Raw genomic sequence first — 17,114 nt, 5'->3', positions numbered from 1 at the left:
GGCATGGGCCGCCCCTCAATCCGCCGCCAGCTTGACCTTTTGGGACAGGGCCTTGAAGGCCTCGTGCTGGCTCTGGGTCAGGCGCTCGACCTCTTGCGGTGTCGATCCATAGGGCATGAAGCCGGCCTGCTCCAGCTTGTCCTTCACTTCGGGCAATGCCAACGCCCACTGGAACGCCTCGCTCAGCGCGCGGGTAACTTCGGGCGACATCTTGGCCGGCCCGTATACCGCGAACCACGGATCCACCACCGCGCCGGCATAACCGAGTTCGGCCAGCGTCGGCACGTCCGGCAACGCCGGTGACCGCTTGCTGCCGGTTACGGCCAGCGCATGGACCTTGCCCGCCTTGATGTGCGGCAACGAGGCAGGCAGGTTGTCGAACATGACGGGAAGGTGCCCGCCCAACAAGTCGTTCAGGCCTTGGGCGCTGCCCTTGTACGGAATGTGCTGCATGCCGGCGCCGGTCAGCTGGTCGAACATGACGCCCGCCAGATGCATGGACGTGCCCGTGCCCGGTGTGCCGAAAGCCGTGCCAGGATGCTGCTTGGCGTAGGCCACCAGATCCTTGACGCTGTCCACTTTCAAGGCGGGGCCCGTTTCAAGCACCACCGTGGAAGCGCCCAGCATGCTCACGCCGGTGAAGTCCTTGGTGGGGTCGAATGGCATCGACGGGTAGACGAAAGGATTCAACGCGTTGGTGGAAATGGCCCCGAAGCCGATCGTGTAGCCGTCGGGCGCGGCTTTGGCCACGGCATCCATCCCGATATTGCCGCCCGCGCCCGGCCGGTTTTCGACAATGACCGGCTGGCCGAGTTTTTCGGCCACTTTCTGCCCGGCGGTGCGCGCCACCAGATCGGTGGTGCCGCCGGCCGTGTACGGCACGATGAAGGTGATGGGCTTGGTGGGATAACCTGCGGCCAATGCCGCGGATGCGCCGTTGGCAAGGGCCAACGCGGCGACGCCGCGCACAAGGTTGAGGGTATAGCGATGCATGTGTCTCCATCCTGTTGTTATCAAGGTTGGGAGGCGCATCATACTGCCGCGCAGCGCTTGCGCGGCAGTGCCGGACACGTCAAATGCGATCAGGCGCGCGGTTCAGGCAACGGGATGTACTCGGTCTCGTCGCCCGGCACGATCTGGTCGAAGCGGGTGCGCTGCCAATCCTGCTTGGCCTGCTCGATGCGGTCCTTGCTGCTGGAGACGAAGTTCCACCAGAGGAAGCGCGGACCTTCCAGGGGTTCGCCGCCCAACACGGCGAAGCGGGCGGCGGTGACCGCACGGATCTGTACTGGCCGGCCCGGAGCGAAAACCACCAGGCGACCGCTTTCGAACGCCTGCCCGTCGATCTCGATCGAGCCTTCGGCCAGATAGGCGGCGCGCTCTTCGTGTTCGGCCGGCAGCACCGTCGTTGCGCCCGCCTGCAGTTGGAGGTCGCCGTAGAACAACGGCGACAGCGTCTTGACCGCCGACGTCTTGCCGAACAGCGACCCTGCCACGACCTGGGCGCGCACGCCCTCGCCTTCAATCACCGGCTGCGCATCCAGCCCGTAGTGCGTGAAACCGGGGTCTGTTTCCTCGTGTTCCTTCGGCAAGCCCACCCAGATCTGCAGGCCACAGAGACGCTGCGGCGCCTTGCGGCTGTCCGGCGACGAGCGTTCGGAATGGACGATGCCGCGGCCGGCCGTCATCCAGTTCACTTCGCCCGGAAGTATGGTCTGGGTATTGCCGGCGCCGTCGCGGTGCACCATCGACCCTTCGTACAGGTAAGTGACGGTCGACAAGCCGATATGCGGGTGCGGGCGCACATCGATGCCCGTACCGGCATCGAATTCCACCGGGCCCATGTGGTCAAGGAATACGAACGGCCCCACCGTGCGCCGCTGCGCCGACGGAATCGCGCGACGCACGGAAAAACCGCCAAGGTCGCTGGTACGCGGCACCACGACGGTTTCAATCTGGTTTTCGCCTGAATTCGACAAAGTGGACATGGGGTAGCGCTCCGCATCAATAGGCCAATGGCCATGTTAAGGCCCAACGGCCCGTTCAAAGACACGCCGGGCGGAAACCTTCCGCCCGGCTTCAGGCGTTATGCCAGGTCAAACACCAGCACTTCGGCGCTCTTGCCACCGGACAGTTCAACACGGGCATCGTCCGTGATGGCGGCCGCATCGCCTGCCGAAAGCTCGACGCCGTTGACCGTCACGCTACCGCGCGCCACATGGACCCAGGCTCGGCGGCCGGCGGCCAACGCCAGGGTGGCGGATTCGTCACCGTCGAACAGGCCGCCATACATCCGGGCGTCTTGATGGATCTTCATCGAGCCATCTTCCCCGTCAGGCGATACCAGGGCTTGCAGCCGGCCTCGCTTTTGCGCATCGCTGAACGCGCGCTCTTCGTATTCCGGGGCAATGCCGGTCACGTCGGGCTCGATCCAGATTTGCAGCATGTGCGTTTCGGTGTCAGGCAGCGGATTGAACTCGGAGTGCATCACGCCGCGGCCGGCGCTCATCCGTTGCACGTTGCCGGGCTGGATGGTGGAACCGCTGCCCATGCTGTCCTTGTGCGCAATCGCGCCGTTCAGCACATAGGTGATGATCTCCATGTCGCGATGGCCGTGCGTGCCGAAGCCGCGGCCGGCTGCGATACGGTCATCATTGATGACGCGCAGCGAGCCAAAGCCCATATGCGCCGGGTCGTAGTAGTTGGCGAAGGAAAACGTGTGAAACGAATCGAGCCAGCCATGGTTGGCATGGCCCCGTTCGGCAGCGCGGCGGATCGTAAGCATTGCGGACTCCTGTTTCAATAATATGAATGGTCTGAAGCGTGCGGCGGGTGGCACTTTATCGCCATCAACTTCGTTGCACGCTTGGCATGAGTGATATTCTGCGCGTGCCAAGCCTGTCGTTTGGCGCTATATTTTGACGAAACCGTTCAAATATTCTGAATACCTCTTCCGGCCATCGCCATGCAGCCCATCACCCCCGAATTGCTTATCCTGGTTGACGCCATTGCGCGCCATGGCAGCTTTGGCAAAGCCGCCCGCGAGCTTGGCAAAGTGCCCTCGGCCGTCACCTATTCGATCCGCAAGCTGGAGGACGGCCTGGACGTCCTGTTGTTCGACCGCTCCGGGCACCGGGCGTTGCTGACCCCCGCGGGGGAAGCGCTGCTGAAGGACGGGCGTCATGTGCTGCAGTCGCTGGATGACCTGGCCTGCCGCGTGAAGCGCATCGCCACCGGCTGGGAGGTCGAACTGCGCATCGCTGTCAGCGCGGTGCTGCCGTGGCGGCCGCTGTATGACCTGATCGACGATTTCCAGACGCTTGAAAGCGCGACCACGCTGCGCTTTTCCAGCGAGGTGTTGAGCGGCAACTGGGATGCGTTGACCTCGGGGCGCGCCGACCTGGTGATTGGCGCCGGCGCGAATGCCGAACCCACGGGGCCGTACCGGTCGCAGGCGATCGGCACGACGCAGTTCGCCTTCTGTGTCGCGGCGCACCATCCGCTGGCGTCCTTGCGTCAGCCCCTTACCCGTGCAGACATCACGAAATACTGCGCGGTTGTCGTGGCCGATACGTCGCGCAACCTGCCGCCGCAGTCGCGCGGCATCCTCGCGGACCAGCCGACCCTGGTGATGCCGTCCATGCAAGCCAAGATCGACGCGCAAGTCCGCGGCCTGGGCTGCGGTTATCTGCCGCTGACCATGGCGGCGCCATACTTGGCGCAGGGCTTGCTGGTGGTATGTGAAACGGATGAAGGCATGTCCCTGACGGAACACGTCGCCTATGCCTGGCGCGCTGAACCGCCGGGCGAAGCACTGAAGTGGTGGCTGCAGAAGCTGAAGTCGCCACGGTTGTGCGAGAGCTTGCTGGGGATGGGGTGATGGATGGCGCGCGGACCGGCACGCACGATGGGCCAGGCGCATAACGCGCGCAGCCCATCGCGCATTGCCGTCATTCGTCTTCGATCCCCAACTCGCGCAGTTTGCGCGTGATGGTGTTGCGGCCGATACCCAGGCGGGATGCGGCTTCCACGCGGCGGCCGCGGCTGGCGTCCAACGCGCTTTGCAGCAGGATCTTTTCGAACTGGCGCGTCAGCGTGGCCATCACGGCCGGTTCGCCGCGTTCCAGCCGGTACTGCGCATCGCGCAGCAGGGAATCCTGCCAGTTGCGCGGCGCGCCGTCGTCCACGCCCTGCGACGCCTGCACCACGGTGCCGATGCCCGGCATGGGCGTCGCCGGGCGCAATGGCACGGCACCCGGTTGCTGCTGATGTTCCAGCGCGCGGATTTCCGGCGGCAGGTCCTGGCGGTCGACCGTCTGCCCCGGCGCCATCACCGTCAACCAATGGCAGAAGTTCTCCAGTTGCCGGACGTTGCCCGGAAAGTCGAACTTGGTCAGCACGGCCAGCGCATCCGGCGTCAGCCGCTTGACCGGCACGCCAAGCGTGCGGGCGCTTGCCGTCAGGAAATGCTGGGCCAGCGCCGGGATGTCTTCCACGCGCTCGCGCAACGGCGGCAGGCGCAGGCGGATCACGTTCAGGCGATGGAACAAGTCTTCACGGAACAAGCCCTGTTCGACACGCTGCTCCAGCGGCTGGTGAGTGGCGGCCACGATGCGCACGTCGACGCGCACGGGCTGCGCGCCACCGACGCGATAAAAGCTGCCTTCGGCCAGCACGCGCAGCAGGCGTGTCTGCAATTCGATCGGCATATCGCCGATTTCATCAAGGAACAACGTCCCGCCGTGCGCTTCTTCAAAACGCCCGCGGCGCAGGTTGTTCGCGCCCGTGAACGCGCCGCGTTCGTGGCCGAACAGCTCGGCCTCAAGCAAGTCGCGCGGAATGGCGGCCGCGTTCAGGGCCACGAACGGGCCGCTGGCGCGAACGCCGTGCCCGTGCAGGGCACGAGCGACCAGTTCCTTGCCGGTTCCCGATTCGCCGGTGATCAGCACCGTCACCTTGGACTGGGCCAGCCTGCCGATAGCGCGGAACACCTCCTGCATGGCGGTGGAAGACGACTGCGTCATCATCCAGCGCTCGTTGTTCTGGGCGGCCTCGCCCTGCCCCTCGGGCGTTTCCGGTTGCGTCGATTCCTGCATGGCGCGCTGGATCAGCGCGACCGCCTCGTTCACGTCGAACGGCTTGGCCAGGTAATCGAACGCCCCGCCCTGGAACGCGGAAACCGTGCTGTCCAGGTCGGCGAATGCCGTCATCACAATGACGGGCAAGCCGGGGTGGCGCTCTTTAAGTTGCCGCAATAGCTCCAGGCCATTGCCGCCGGGCATGCGGATATCGGACACCAGGGCGACGGGCGTTTCGCGCGACAGCGCTTCCAGCACGTCGGCCGATTGGGAGAAACTGCGGGTGGGGACACCAGCGCGGGCCAGGGCCTTTTCGAGGACCCAGCGGATGGCCTGGTCGTCGTCGACGATCCATACGGGTTTCATCAGTGTGCGGGCTCCATCGGTAGGACCAGGCGAAACTCGGTGCGCCCTGGTCGGGATTCAAATTCGATGATGCCGCCGTGCTGTTGCACGAAGTCCTGGGCCAGGCTCAGGCCCAATCCCGTGCCGCCCGCCCTGGCCGTGACCAAGGGGTGGAAAATGCGGTCACGGATGTGGTCCGGCACGCCGGGACCGTTATCGATGATGGACAGCACCAGTGCCAGCCGGTGCTGGCGGTGGGCCAGCATGACCTGGCGTGCCACACGGGTGCGCAGGGTCACCACGCCCGGCTCTGTCTTTGGCCCGTCGGGCCGCGCCACCAGCTCCTGCGCGGCGTTGCGCGCCACATTCAGGACGGCCTGCATCAAACGGGCGGCATCGCCTTTCAAATCGGGCACCGACGCGTCGTAGTCGCGCAGGATGGTGACGTCGTTGCGGAATTCAGCCTGGATCAGCGCGCAGACGCGTTCGCAGATCTCATGGATGTTCACCGGCCGCGCGTTCAGCGGTACGCGTTGTGGTCCGCTCAAGCGGTCCACCAGCGCCTGCAGGCGGTCGGCTTCGGAAATAATGACCTGGGTGTATTCGGCCAGGGCCGCGCTGGGCAGCTCAGCTTCCAGCAACTGCGCCGCGCCGCGCAAACCGCCCAAGGGATTCTTCACTTCATGCGCAAGGTTGCGCAGCAGTTCGCGATGCGCTTCGATCTCGTCGACCAGCCGATGATTGCGGTCGGCCAGAACACGTTGCTCGATCTCGCGGGTTTCTATCAGCACGGGCCAGCGCTGGCCCGTCAGCCCGACCGTCGTGACGGCGACTTCCACGGATTCGGCGGCGCGGCGCAACGAGGCCAATTGCCTGACGTCGGCGTACCTGCCCGCCGCGGCGCGGTCGATGGAGGACTGGATATTCTCTGGGGTGTCGAACAGTGTGGCGGCGGAGTGCCCGCCCAGCTGCTTGCGCGAACGGCCGAACAGATCTTCGGCGGCAGCGTTGGCGTATTCAATGTGGCCGCGCTCGTTGACCAGGAAAACGGACGTGGCAAGCAGATCGAGAGCTTCTACATTCATTTTTCAACGTACCCGAATGACAGGGGGGAAAGCGGAACGCGCCCGCGACGGCGGCGCCGGAACCCGGCGCCCTGCCCGCCAGGCATGACGCCTGGCGGACAAACCGTCGAGCCGCGACCTGGTGGTGCGCGTAGTGTGGGCCCTGGTTTCTGCCTACATCATCGCGCTCCCCCCCGCCACAGCCTCTAAACGATCAGAGGCTGTAGTACATGTCGAATTCGACCGGGTGCGTCGTCATGCGCAGACGATTCACATCGGCCATCTTCAGATCGATGTAGGCGTTGAGCATGTCGTTGCTGAACACGCCGCCACGGGTCAGGAATTCGCGGTCCGCGTCCAGGGCTTCCAGCGCTTGTTCCAGCGAGGAGCACACGGTCGGGATCTTTGCGTCTTCTTCCGGCGGCAGGTCGTACAGGTTCTTGTCGGCCGGATCGCCCGGGTGGATCTTGTTCTGGACGCCGTCCAGGCCGGCCATCATCAGGGCCGAGAAAGCCAGGTACGGGTTGGCCAGGGGGTCCGGGAAACGCGCTTCGACGCGGCGGCCCTTCGGGTTGCCGACGTACGGAATGCGGATCGAGGCCGAACGGTTGCGGGCCGAGTAGGCCAGCTTCACCGGCGCTTCGTAGTGCGGGACCAGACGCTTGTACGAGTTCGTGCCGGGGTTCGTGATGGCGTTCAGGGCACGGGCGTGCTTGATGATGCCGCCGATGTAGTACAGCGCGAATTCCGACAGACCGGCATAGCCATTGCCCGCGAACAGGTTCTGGCCATCCTTCCAGATGGATTGGTGCACGTGCATGCCGGAACCGTTGTCGCCAACGATGGGCTTGGGCATGAACGTGGCGGTCTTGCCGTAGGCGTGGGCCACGTTGTGCACCACGTACTTGACGATCTGCGTCCAGTCGGCGCGCTGAACCAGCGTGCTGAACTTGGTGCCGATTTCCAGCTGGCCGGCGCCGGCCACTTCATGGTGGTGCACTTCAACCGGCACGCCCATTTGTTCCATCAGCAGGCACATTTCCGAACGCATGTCCTGGAACGAATCAACCGGAGGAACGGGGAAGTAGCCACCCTTGACGGCGGGACGATGGCCGGTGTTGCCGCCTTCGAATTCCTGGCCGGTCGACCACGAGGCTTCTTCCGACTTGATCTTGACGAACGTGCCCGACATGTCGGTGTTCCACGTCACGCCGTCGAAGACGAAGAATTCGGGTTCCGGACCGAAGTAGGCGGTGTCGCCCAGGCCGGAGGACTTCAGGTAGGCTTCGGCGCGCTTGGCCAGCGAACGCGGGTCACGGTCATAGCCCTTCAGGTCCGACGGTTCGACGACGTCGCACGACAGGATCAGGGTCGGCTCTTCACGGAACGGATCCAGGTTGCCGGTCGAGCAATCGGGGATGAGCAGCATGTCGGAAGCTTCGATACCCTTCCAACCCGGGATCGACGAACCGTCGAAAGCCTGGCCGCTTTCCAGCTTGTCTTCGTCGATCTGGCTGGTGGGCACGGAAACGTGGTGCTCGCGGCCAACCGTATCGGTGAAGCGGAAATCCACGAATTTGACTTCGTTATCGGCGATCTGTTTCAGGACGTCTTTCGGGCTTGCCATGTCATCTCCATTAGATAAAAAGGTCGAGGGCTTTGCCTCTCGACTGGCATAAAAGAGGGAAGCAATAAGCGTGCCAGGTTTTACCCCCGGGAATCCCCGGGGAAAGCGGCACGGTCATGAAAAAATGTAGCACCACTATGGTGCAAATGGTGGGGCACGATTGCCCCAATGTGGTGCAGAATCAGGACAGGAACATTTCCTGAAGGTCATTCAGGAAGCGCCAGCCTAGAGGTGTGGCCCGCAGGCGGGTCGGGTCGCCATCCAGCAAGCCCCGTTTGGTGGCTGCCTCCAATTGGTGCGCAATAGCGGCAAGCGACAAACCGGTGCGCTCGTTGAACGCCGTGCTGGGAACGCCGTCCTTCAACCGCAAGGCGTTAAGCATGAACTCGAAAGGCAGTTCGTCGGCACCCACCTGGCGGCTTTCGGCCAGATGGCTGCCATCCCGGGCCATCGCGGCCTGCATCCAGGAATCGGGGCTGCGCAGCCGCGCCTCTCGCACGATACGGTCATGGAACGACAATTTGCCGTGCGCGCCGGGGCCGATGCCCAGGTAATCGCCAAATTCCCAATAGTTGACGTTGTGCCGGCAGCGGGCGCCGGGCCTGGCGTATGCGGACACCTCGTAACGGGCCAGGCCGGCGGCCGCCAGTTCCGCCTCGACGGCGTCCTGCATGGCGGCGCTGGTGTCGTCGTCGGGCAGTTCATCGGGCGGAAACTTGGCGAAGACGGTGTTGGGTTCCATCGTCAGGTGATACAGCGACAAATGCTCGGTGCCGAACGAAATGGCCTCGCGCAGGTCGGCCACACAGGCGTCCAGTGTTTGGCCCGGCAGCGCGAACATCATGTCCAGGTTCACGCGCGAGACGGCCTGCTGCGCCATGCCGATGGCGGCGCGTGCCTGCTCGGCATCATGGATACGGCCCAGCTTCTTCAGTTGGGCGTCGTCGAAACTCTGGATACCCAACGAGAAGCGCGTAACGCCGCTGGCGGCGTAATCGCGAAAACGGCTGGCCTCGGCGGTGCCGGGGTTGGCCTCCATGGTGATCTCGGCGTCTGGCCAGACGTTCAGACAGGCTCGCAGCATGGCCAGCAGTTCATCCAGGCCGGCCGACGACAGCAGGCTGGGCGTGCCGCCGCCGATGAAGACAGACACCACCTGACGGCCCCAGATGGACGGCAGCGCCTGTTCCAGGTCGCTGCGCAAGGCGTCCAGATAGGCACGTTCGGGGATTTCGCCCGGCGCGGCGTGGGAATTGAAGTCGCAATAGGGGCATTTGCGCACGCACCACGGCACGTGCACATAGACGGACAACGGCGGCAGGCTGGTCAACGTGGCGCCGGCCGGCACAAGCCGACGCGAGGGCGAAGCGCCCAGATCGTTGCGGATGGGGATGGTGATGGACATGCGGTTTCCTGGAGCGGACGCTCCCCTCAAGCCTGGCTTAGCTTGCTCAGCAGCTCGCGCAGCGCGCGGGCGCGATGGCTGACCCGGTTCTTTTCCTCGGGATCCAGCGTCGCCGCGGTCAACCCCATGTCAGGCAAGTAGAAATGGGGATCGTAGCCAAACCCGTTCGCGCCTTCGGGCTGGTCGATGATTTCGCCATGCCACAAGCCTTCGCCGATGATCGGGCACGGGTCGTTTTCCGAACGCACCAACGCCAGCACGGCAACGTACCAGGCACGGCGGTCGGCCTGCCCAGCCAGTTTTTGCGTCAGCAGCGCATTATTGGCCAGGTCGGACTTTTCGCCGCCATGCATCTTGGCATAGCGGGCCGAATAGACGCCGGGCGCGCCGTCAAGCGCCGCCACGCACAGGCCGGAATCGTCGGCCAGCGCGGGCAGCCCGGTCAGGCGGCTGGCGTGGCGGGCCTTGGCCAAGGCATTTTCGACAAAGGTGACATGCGGTTCTTCGGCTTCGGGCACGCCCAGGTCGCCCTGGGGCACCAGTTCGATGCCCAGAGGAGCAAACAAGGCGGAAAATTCACGCAGCTTGCCGGCGTTGTTGGACGCCAGCACGATGCGGCGCAGGGAATCGGGAATCTTGGGGGAAGTCATAAGGCAAATTGTATAGGGCGCAGCCCGCCCGCGCCGCCGGCGCCCCAGATGTCCCTGCGCCCCGTATCGGCATCGAAATCCCCGCTTGAAGCTATTGCCGGGCACCTTGCCGCAACAACACAGACATATTTTGTCGTCAACATCGCTAATCTTGTCACTGATCGTATCTGACGCCCTCGGCGATGACCCCACTTCACGCTATGCCCCGGACGGCCGCGCTCCGCGCGCCCCACTCTACGCCGGGCGATGCGCCGGCACCCGCCGGCCTGGCCGGCATTCTGCAGGAACGACTGCTGCGACCGCGCTACCAGCCCGTCGTCGACCTGTCGCATAGCCGCATCTACGGCCATGAAAGCCTGATCCGCGGGCCCGCCGACACCGCCTTGCACTTCCCGGACGCCCTGTTCGCCGAAGCGCGGCGCCAGGGGCTGCACCCGCAGCTGGAGCTGGCCAGCTTTCGGGCCGGCGCGCAAGGTTTCCAGGACAACGACGCAGCAGGCAAGCTGTTCCTGAACTTATCAGGATCGGCGCTGATTCATTATTGGACGCTGTGGGGCGACGACATGCCGCTGCGTCTTTTGAAGGACTGCACGCTGCCACCGTCCAGCATCATCGTCGAACTGACCGAACAAGACCCGCTGTCGGACCACATGGGTGAACTGGGCAGCGCGTTCGCCTGCCTGCGCGAACGCGGCATGCGCATCGCGCTGGACGATTACGGCGTGGGCAATTCAAACTTGCAGCTGTGGTCCGAAATGCAGCCCGACCTGGTCAAGATCGACCGGTATTTCTTTGAAGGCATCGGCCAAAGCGACCGCAAGCAAAATATGGTGCGGGCCATCCTGAAGGTGGCGCAGCATCTGGGGACGGCCATCGTGGCCGAAGGCATAGAGACCGCGGAAGACCTTGCCGTGGTGCGCGAACTGGATATCCGGTACGCGCAAGGCTGGTTCCTGGGCCGGCCCGAGGAAACGCTGTTGACCGAGTTGACCGCGCCGCTGCGCGACTCGCTGCGGGTCCGCAGCCCCGCCCCGCTGTCGCAACGTTCAGCCGGCGGCACCGCCGCCAGCCTGCGCGTGGAAGCGCCGGCCGCCCTGCTGAACCAGCACACCAACGACGATGTGCATCGGCTGTTCATCGAACACAAGAACATGCATGCCGTCGCGGTGGTCGACGGCGACAACCGCCCCGTGGGCATCATCAACCGCCGCGATTTCTCGGAACACTACGCGCAACGCTATACGCGTGAGCTGTTCGGCCGCGACGCGTGCTCCACGTTCATGAATGGCGAACCCGTCCTGGTGGACCTGAATGTGTCGATCGACCAGTTGAGCCATGTGCTGATTTCCGAAGACCAGCGCTACCTGATGGACGGCCTGATCATCACGCGGGACGGCCGTTACGACGGCCTGGCCACCGGCGAGACCCTGGTGCGGTCGGTCACCGAGATGCGGATCGAAGCCGCGCGCTACGCCAATCCGCTGACGTCGCTGCCCGGCAACATCCCCATCAGCCGCCACATCGCCACCTTGCTGGAAGACGCCGCGGACTTCACGATCTGCTATGGCGACCTCAATAACTTCAAGCCATTCAACGACGTATACGGCTACTGGCGCGGCGACGACATGATCATGCTGACCGCCGAGGTCATCAAACGGCATTGCGACCCGCTGCGCGACTTCGTGGGCCATGTGGGCGGCGACGACTTCGTGGTGCTGTTCCGCAGCCTGGACTGGGTGCAGCGCGTGCAACGCATCATCGCCGAGTTCAATGAACAGGCCATGGACCTGTACGACGACCAGGGCCGCCATAACGGGGGCATCGAAGCCGAAGACCGTTATGGCGTGCCGCGCTTCTTTCCGTTCGTGACCCTGGGCGTGGGCGCGCTGACCGTCACGCCGTCTTTATGCGAGCGCATCCGCCCCGAGGACATCGCGTCGGCTGCCGCGCATGTCAAGCACAAGGTCAAGCATGGGAACCTGTCGCTGGTGATCGAACGCTACACCGGCGGCGCCCTGCCCCAGCTGGCCGACTAGCTGGCCGCTGGCCGAGGCCTGCACGGCGGCGGCATTCTGCGCCGCCTGCGCAATCTGGAACACGGCCACGGCGCGGCGCAGCCCTTGCGCCTGAAGTTCCAGCGCAGCGGCGGCCGCCGCCGTCTGTTCGACCATCGCGGCGTTCTCCTGGGTGGACCGCTCGATATCGGCCACCGCGTCGTTCACCGACGCAATGCCCGCGGCCTGCTCGGCGGTGGCGCTGGAGATTTCAGCCACGATCTGCGTCACCCGGTCGACCGACACCATCATGTCGCGCATGGTATCGCCCGCCAGGTGCACCTGACGCACGCCGGCCTCGACGCGCGACGCGGAATCTTCGATCAAGCCTTTGATTTCGCGCGCCGCCTGCGCGCTGCGCTGGGCCAGCGAACGCACTTCGCCCGCCACCACGGCAAACCCTTTGCCCTGCTCACCGGCCCGCGCCGCTTCCACCGCGGCATTCAGCGCCAGGATGTTCGTCTGGAACGCGATGCTGTCCACCACGCCGACAATCTCGCCAATTCGGCGCGCGCTGTCCGCGATGCCCTGCATGCTCTGCACGACCTCGTTCACCGCCTGACCGCCGCGATGCGCCAGCTGGGTGGCGCTTTCGGCCTGGCGGCTGGCCTGGTCCGCGTTGCCGGCGGTCATCTGGACCGTATGCGCCAACTGAGTCATGTTGGCCGCGGCCTCTTGCAGCGAACCCGCCTGCCGCGCGGTGCGATCCGACATGTCCGCGCCGCCTGCGGCAATTTCGCCGGACCCGGTGTGGATTTCCTCGACGCCCAGGCGCACCGAGGCCACGGCGGCCGACAGCCCCGTCTGCATGCGGCGCATGGCTGAATACAGCACGCCGATCTCGTTATCGCCCCGCATGGCGATGGCGCCCGTCAAGTCGCCGTCCGCGATGCGGTCGAAGTGCGCGCCGGCCTCGTTCAGCGGCCGCAAGATGCTGCGGCGGAACGCCAGCCGGATCAGTACGGCCAGCAGCAGCACGACGCCCAACACGCCGGCCGCGACCAGGATCACCCGCTCCAGCGTCTGGCTGGCGCCGGCCACCGCTGCCTGCCCCTGCTGCCGCGAATAGGCCTGATAGGCATCCGCCTGCTTGACGTAGGCCGCCCCGCTTCCGGGCAGCACCTTGTCCACCAATCGGTTGACCTCGATCCCGTTCCACCCCTGGATCGCCTTTTGCATGGGCACGAGCGTCTGGTCGGCGAAAGCGGCATAGGCCTTCAGCATCTGGTCGAACAGCGGGCCGCCCTGGGCGCTGACATCCGGGTTGCCCCGCAGACGCGCCAAGCTGGCGCCGGCTTGCTTCAACAGCACGTCCGCCTGCGCCAGGGATTCGTCGCGAGCCGCTTCCAGGCCGCCTTCCATCCCGGTTTTGGCGTCGGTCAGCGCGGCGCGGGCCTGAAACAGGCGGCTGGTCATGTCCGCCAGGTCGCTGGCGCGTTCGATGCTGCCGCGGCCCAACGCCTCGATATCGGCCCGGTTGTCGCGCAGCACCGCGATGCCCGCTGCCGCCGCTACCGCGAACAGCACCACAAACAACGCCAGAATGGCGGAGACCGCCGTGGTGACCCTGAGATTTTTCCGCATATCCATCCGTATCTATCCTGGCGCCAGAGGCGCAGTGCAACGGATTATGGCCATCCAGTTTGGCAATTTCTTGACACAACCTGGCCAGGCGCATGACGAACGCCCGTCATGAAACTGCGCTTTTGCGAACAGGAACCCCGTATTAAGCAATTGTGAATTGGCAGCGACACGGCCTTGCGGCACATTCGATGCTGTACCGAACCATTCCCCTCATCCCTACAGCAGCCCTATGCCTCACGCCTCTCACGATTACCAGGACATCCGCGAAGCCGTGCGCGACCTTTGCGCCCAATTCCCCGGCGAGTACTTCCGCAAGGTCGACGAAGAACGCGGCTATCCCGAAGACTTTGTCCGCGCGTTGACCGAAGCCGGCTGGCTGGCCGCGCTGATCCCGCAGGAATACGGCGGCTCGGGCCTGGGCTTGACCGAGGCGTCGGTCATCATGGAAGAGATCAACCGCAGCGGCGGCAACTCCGGCGCCTGCCACGGCCAGATGTACAACATGGGCACGCTGCTGCGCCATGGGTCCGAAGCCCAGAAGCGCGAATATCTGCCCCGCATCGCCGCCGGCGAATTGCGCCTGCAATCCATGGGCGTCACCGAGCCCACCACCGGCACCGACACCACCAAGATCAAGACCACCGCCGTGCGCCGTGGCGACCGCTACGTGATCAACGGCCAGAAGGTGTGGATCTCGCGCGTGCAGCATTCCGACCTGATGATCCTGCTGGCGCGCACCACGCCGCTGGACCAGGTCACGCGCAAGTCGGAAGGCATGTCGATCTTCCTGGTGGACCTGCATCACGCCGTCAAGCACGGCATGACGATCCGCCCCATCCCCAACATGGTCAATCACGAGACCAACGAGCTGTTCTTCGACAATCTGGAAATCCCCGTCGAAAACCTGATCGGCGAAGAAGGCAAAGGCTTCAAGTACATCCTGGACGGCCTGAACGCCGAACGCACCCTGATTGCCGCGGAATGCATCGGCGACGGCTACTGGTTCGTGGACAAGGTCACCGCTTACGCCAAGGAACGCATGGTGTTCGGCCGGCCCATCGGCCAGAACCAAGGCGTGCAGTTCCCCATCGCGCGCGCCCACATCAACGTGGAAGCCGCCAGCCTGATGCGCTACGAGGCCTGCCGGCTGTTCGACGCCCACCAGCCCTGCGGCGCCCAGGCCAACATGGCCAAGCTGCTTGCCGCCGACGCGTCCTGGGAAGCCGCCAATGCCTGCTTGCAGTTCCATGGCGGGTTCGGCTTCGCGACCGAGTACGACGTCGAACGCAAATTCCGCGAGACGCGGCTGTATCAGGTGGCGCCCATCTCCACCAACCTGATCCTGTCCTACGTCGCCGAACACATCCTGGGCCTGCCCCGCTCTTTCTGATCCGACCACGCTCATGAACGCAGCCAAAGACACCCCCCACCTCAGCGCCGAACTGGCGGCCTTTGCGGCCAACCTGCGATACGAGGACATCCCGGCGCCGGTGTTGCGCCGCGCCGAGGACCTGCTCCTGGATTGCCTGGCCTCGATCCTGGCCGGCGCCTCCGCCCGCGCCGTGCAAGCTATCGACCGCTATGCCACGGCCATGGGGCCCGCCGACGGCCCCAGCGAAGTGCTGATCACCCGCCGCCGCACGTCGCCGATGTTCGCCGCGATGGTCAATGCGGCGGCCGCCCACGTGGTCGAACAGGACGACGTCCATAACGGTTCGGTGTTCCATCCCGCCGCCGTCGTGTTCCCGCCCGCGCTGGCCGTGGCGCAAGCGCTGGGCAGCTCGGGCCGCGACCTGCTGACGGCTGCCGTCGCGGGGTACGAAGTCGGTATTCGCGTCGGCGAGTTCCTCGGCCGCTCGCACTATAAGATCTTCCACACCACGGGCACCGCGGGCACCCTGGCCGCCGCCGTCACCACCGGCCACCTGCTCAAGCTGTCCCCGGAACAGATGCTGCACGCCCTGGGCTCGGCCGGCACCCAGGCCGCCGGCCTGTGGGAATTCCTGCGCGACGCCGCCGATTCCAAGCAATTGCACACCGCCAAGGCGGCCGCAGACGGCATCACCGCCGCCTATCTGGCGCGGGAAGGCTTCACCGGCGCCCGCCACATCCTGGAAGGCCCGCAAGGCATGGCGGCCGGCATGTCGACCGACGCCGACCCCGCCAAACTCTGCGACCGCCTGGGCGAACGCTGGGCGCTGGCCGAAACCTCGTTCAAGTTCCATGCGTCCTGCCGCCACACTCATCCGGCCGCCGACGCGCTGCAGCAGGCCCTGCGCGACAACAACCTGACCGAAGCCGATGTGGCGCACGTCGTGGCCCATGTGCACCAGGGCGCCATCGACGTGCTGGGCCCGGTCGTCAATCCGCAGACCGTGCACCAGTCGAAGTTCTCGATGGGCACCGTGCTGGCGCTGATCGCCCGCAAGGGCCGCGCCGGGCTTGCCGAATTCGACGCCGGCCTGGACGATCCGGCAGTCGCCGACTTCCGCGGCAAGGTCGAGATGATGCTGGACGAAGAAGTCGACAGCGCGTATCCGCAGCGCTGGATCGGCAAGGTCACCGTGACCACCCGCGACGGCCGCACGGTTCACGGCCGCGTCGACGAACCCAAGGGCGACCCCGGCAATACGCTGAGCCGCCCCGAAATCGAAGACAAGACGCTTAGCCTGGGCCGCTACGCGGATGCCGCGACGGAGCCGGAATTGCGCGGGTTGATCGCCACGATCTGGGGCCTGGAAAGCCTGCCCAAGGTGGACGCATTGCTGTCGCGCAAATAACGCGCGACCCGCTTAGGCGCTTAAAGCAGCGCCGCGCGTTGCGCGCGGACCAGGCTGGCGATGCCGCCTTCGGCCAGCACCAGCATCGTGTCCAGTTCGGCGCGGGTGAAGGTTGCGCCTTCGCCCGTGCCCTGCACTTCCACGAACGCGCCGCTACCCGTCATGATGACGTTCACGTCGGCGTCGCACGCCGAGTCTTCCTGATAGTCCAGGTCCAGCACCGAGCGGCCTTGCACCAGGCCCGCCGATACCGCCGCGCCCGCATCGCGGATCGGGTTGACGGCCAGGTCGCCGCGCTTCATCAGCAAGGCCACGGCATCCGCCGCCGCCACCCAGGCACCGGTGATGCTGGCGCAACGCGTGCCGCCATCGGCCTGCAGCACATCGCAATCCAGGTGCAGCGTGCGCTCGCCCAAGGCCTTCATATCGAACACGGCGCGCAAGCTGCGGCCGATCAGGCGCTGGATTTCCTGCGTGCGGCCGCTTTGCTTGCCGCGCGCGGCTTCGCGGTCGCCACGCGTGTGCGT

The 17,114-nt window shown here is 65.3% G+C and carries 13 protein-coding genes and 1 pseudogene; 4 read left to right on the top strand and 10 right to left on the bottom strand.

All coding sequences use genetic code 11. The annotated features are described in order from the left end of the window. Positions 1-15: 15 nt before the first annotated feature. From ACE039_RS06785 to ACE039_RS06775, 3 genes are all read right to left on the bottom strand, one after another. Positions 16-993 carry a Bug family tripartite tricarboxylate transporter substrate binding protein gene (locus ACE039_RS06785; protein WP_448709860.1) on the bottom strand — a complete coding sequence of 326 codons (978 nt, stop codon included), beginning with the start codon at positions 991-993 and terminating at the stop codon, positions 16-18. Between the two features lie 89 nt (positions 994-1,082). Further along, a complete protein-coding gene (locus ACE039_RS06780) occupies positions 1,083-1,988 on the bottom strand; it encodes a pirin family protein (protein ID WP_485821974.1) in 906 nt (301 codons plus the stop codon). A 98-nt stretch (positions 1,989-2,086) separates the two neighbouring features. Beyond that, positions 2,087-2,785, bottom strand: a complete 699-nt coding sequence (locus ACE039_RS06775) for a pirin family protein (protein WP_448709862.1) — start codon at positions 2,783-2,785, stop codon at positions 2,087-2,089. Positions 2,786-2,965: 180 nt separating this feature from the next. Between ACE039_RS06775 and ACE039_RS06770 the strand changes: the two genes are divergently transcribed. Then, positions 2,966-3,880 (top strand): LysR family transcriptional regulator, encoded by a 915-nt coding sequence (locus ACE039_RS06770; RefSeq protein WP_485821973.1) that lies wholly within the window; start codon positions 2,966-2,968, stop codon positions 3,878-3,880. Between the two features lie 70 nt (positions 3,881-3,950). Here ACE039_RS06770 and ntrC read toward each other — a convergent pair whose 3' ends face one another. The 5 genes from ntrC to rdgB all read right to left on the bottom strand — a co-directional run bounded on the left by ntrC (position 3,951) and on the right by rdgB (position 10,169). Further along, complete coding sequence (gene ntrC / locus ACE039_RS06765; protein ID WP_313463398.1) at positions 3,951-5,444, bottom strand: nitrogen regulation protein NR(I); 1,494 nt, start codon at positions 5,442-5,444, stop codon at positions 3,951-3,953. Then, positions 5,444-6,508 (bottom strand): nitrogen regulation protein NR(II), encoded by a 1,065-nt coding sequence (gene glnL, locus ACE039_RS06760; RefSeq protein WP_105558240.1) that lies wholly within the window; start codon positions 6,506-6,508, stop codon positions 5,444-5,446. Before glnL ends, ntrC begins: the two co-directional genes overlap by 1 nt. Before the next feature lie 193 nt (positions 6,509-6,701). Then, positions 6,702-8,114, bottom strand: a complete 1,413-nt coding sequence (glnA, locus tag ACE039_RS06755) for a type I glutamate--ammonia ligase (RefSeq protein WP_105558241.1) — start codon at positions 8,112-8,114, stop codon at positions 6,702-6,704. Positions 8,115-8,295: 181 nt separating this feature from the next. Continuing rightward, positions 8,296-9,519 (bottom strand): radical SAM family heme chaperone HemW, encoded by a 1,224-nt coding sequence (hemW, locus tag ACE039_RS06750; protein ID WP_485811792.1) that lies wholly within the window; start codon positions 9,517-9,519, stop codon positions 8,296-8,298. Positions 9,520-9,545: 26 nt separating this feature from the next. Then, positions 9,546-10,169 carry an RdgB/HAM1 family non-canonical purine NTP pyrophosphatase gene (rdgB, locus tag ACE039_RS06745; RefSeq protein ID WP_485811791.1) on the bottom strand — a complete coding sequence of 208 codons (624 nt, stop codon included), beginning with the start codon at positions 10,167-10,169 and terminating at the stop codon, positions 9,546-9,548. Between the two features lie 182 nt (positions 10,170-10,351). Between rdgB and ACE039_RS06740 the strand changes: the two genes are divergently transcribed. Further along, on the top strand, positions 10,352-12,205 hold the full coding sequence (locus ACE039_RS06740; RefSeq protein WP_485821972.1) for an EAL domain-containing protein: 1,854 nt from the start codon (positions 10,352-10,354) through the stop codon (positions 12,203-12,205). A gap of 168 nt (positions 12,206-12,373) precedes the next feature. Here ACE039_RS06740 and ACE039_RS06735 read toward each other — a convergent pair. Next, positions 12,374-13,807, bottom strand: a pseudogene (locus tag ACE039_RS06735) (methyl-accepting chemotaxis protein); the annotation flags it as partial. A 229-nt stretch (positions 13,808-14,036) separates the two neighbouring features. Between ACE039_RS06735 and ACE039_RS06730 the strand changes: the two are divergent. Together ACE039_RS06730 and ACE039_RS06725 are read left to right on the top strand one after the other, a co-directional pair. Continuing rightward, complete coding sequence (locus ACE039_RS06730) at positions 14,037-15,197, top strand: acyl-CoA dehydrogenase family protein (protein WP_050446881.1); 1,161 nt, start codon at positions 14,037-14,039, stop codon at positions 15,195-15,197. A 13-nt stretch (positions 15,198-15,210) separates the two neighbouring features. Next, complete coding sequence (locus tag ACE039_RS06725; RefSeq protein ID WP_485821971.1) at positions 15,211-16,587, top strand: MmgE/PrpD family protein; 1,377 nt, start codon at positions 15,211-15,213, stop codon at positions 16,585-16,587. 20 nt (positions 16,588-16,607) lie between these two features. On the opposite strand, the gene rph is transcribed toward ACE039_RS06725, so the two are convergent. Continuing rightward, on the bottom strand, positions 16,608-17,114 hold a 507-nt coding region (gene rph, locus ACE039_RS06720; protein ID WP_485821970.1), incomplete at its 5' end, for a ribonuclease PH.

This window comes from Achromobacter maghribensis, assembly GCF_057334215.1.
The sequence above is the reverse complement of the archived record's forward strand: the minus strand, read 5'-3'. Positions and strand labels throughout refer to the sequence as shown.

Coding starts and splice junctions, on each gene's coding strand:
- ACE039_RS06785 (WP_448709860.1), bottom strand. CDS start 993: ATGCATCGCTATACCCTCAACCTTGTGCGCGGCGTCGCCGCGTTGGCC.
- ACE039_RS06780 (WP_485821974.1), bottom strand. CDS start 1,988: ATGTCCACTTTGTCGAATTCAGGCGAAAACCAGATTGAAACCGTCGTG.
- ACE039_RS06775 (WP_448709862.1), bottom strand. CDS start 2,785: ATGCTTACGATCCGCCGCGCTGCCGAACGGGGCCATGCCAACCATGGC.
- ACE039_RS06770 (WP_485821973.1), top strand. CDS start 2,966: ATGCAGCCCATCACCCCCGAATTGCTTATCCTGGTTGACGCCATTGCG.
- ntrC (WP_313463398.1), bottom strand. CDS start 5,444: ATGAAACCCGTATGGATCGTCGACGACGACCAGGCCATCCGCTGGGTC.
- glnL (WP_105558240.1), bottom strand. CDS start 6,508: ATGAATGTAGAAGCTCTCGATCTGCTTGCCACGTCCGTTTTCCTGGTC.
- glnA (WP_105558241.1), bottom strand. CDS start 8,114: ATGGCAAGCCCGAAAGACGTCCTGAAACAGATCGCCGATAACGAAGTC.
- hemW (WP_485811792.1), bottom strand. CDS start 9,519: ATGTCCATCACCATCCCCATCCGCAACGATCTGGGCGCTTCGCCCTCG.
- rdgB (WP_485811791.1), bottom strand. CDS start 10,169: ATGACTTCCCCCAAGATTCCCGATTCCCTGCGCCGCATCGTGCTGGCG.
- ACE039_RS06740 (WP_485821972.1), top strand. CDS start 10,352: ATGACCCCACTTCACGCTATGCCCCGGACGGCCGCGCTCCGCGCGCCC.
- ACE039_RS06730 (WP_050446881.1), top strand. CDS start 14,037: ATGCCTCACGCCTCTCACGATTACCAGGACATCCGCGAAGCCGTGCGC.
- ACE039_RS06725 (WP_485821971.1), top strand. CDS start 15,211: ATGAACGCAGCCAAAGACACCCCCCACCTCAGCGCCGAACTGGCGGCC.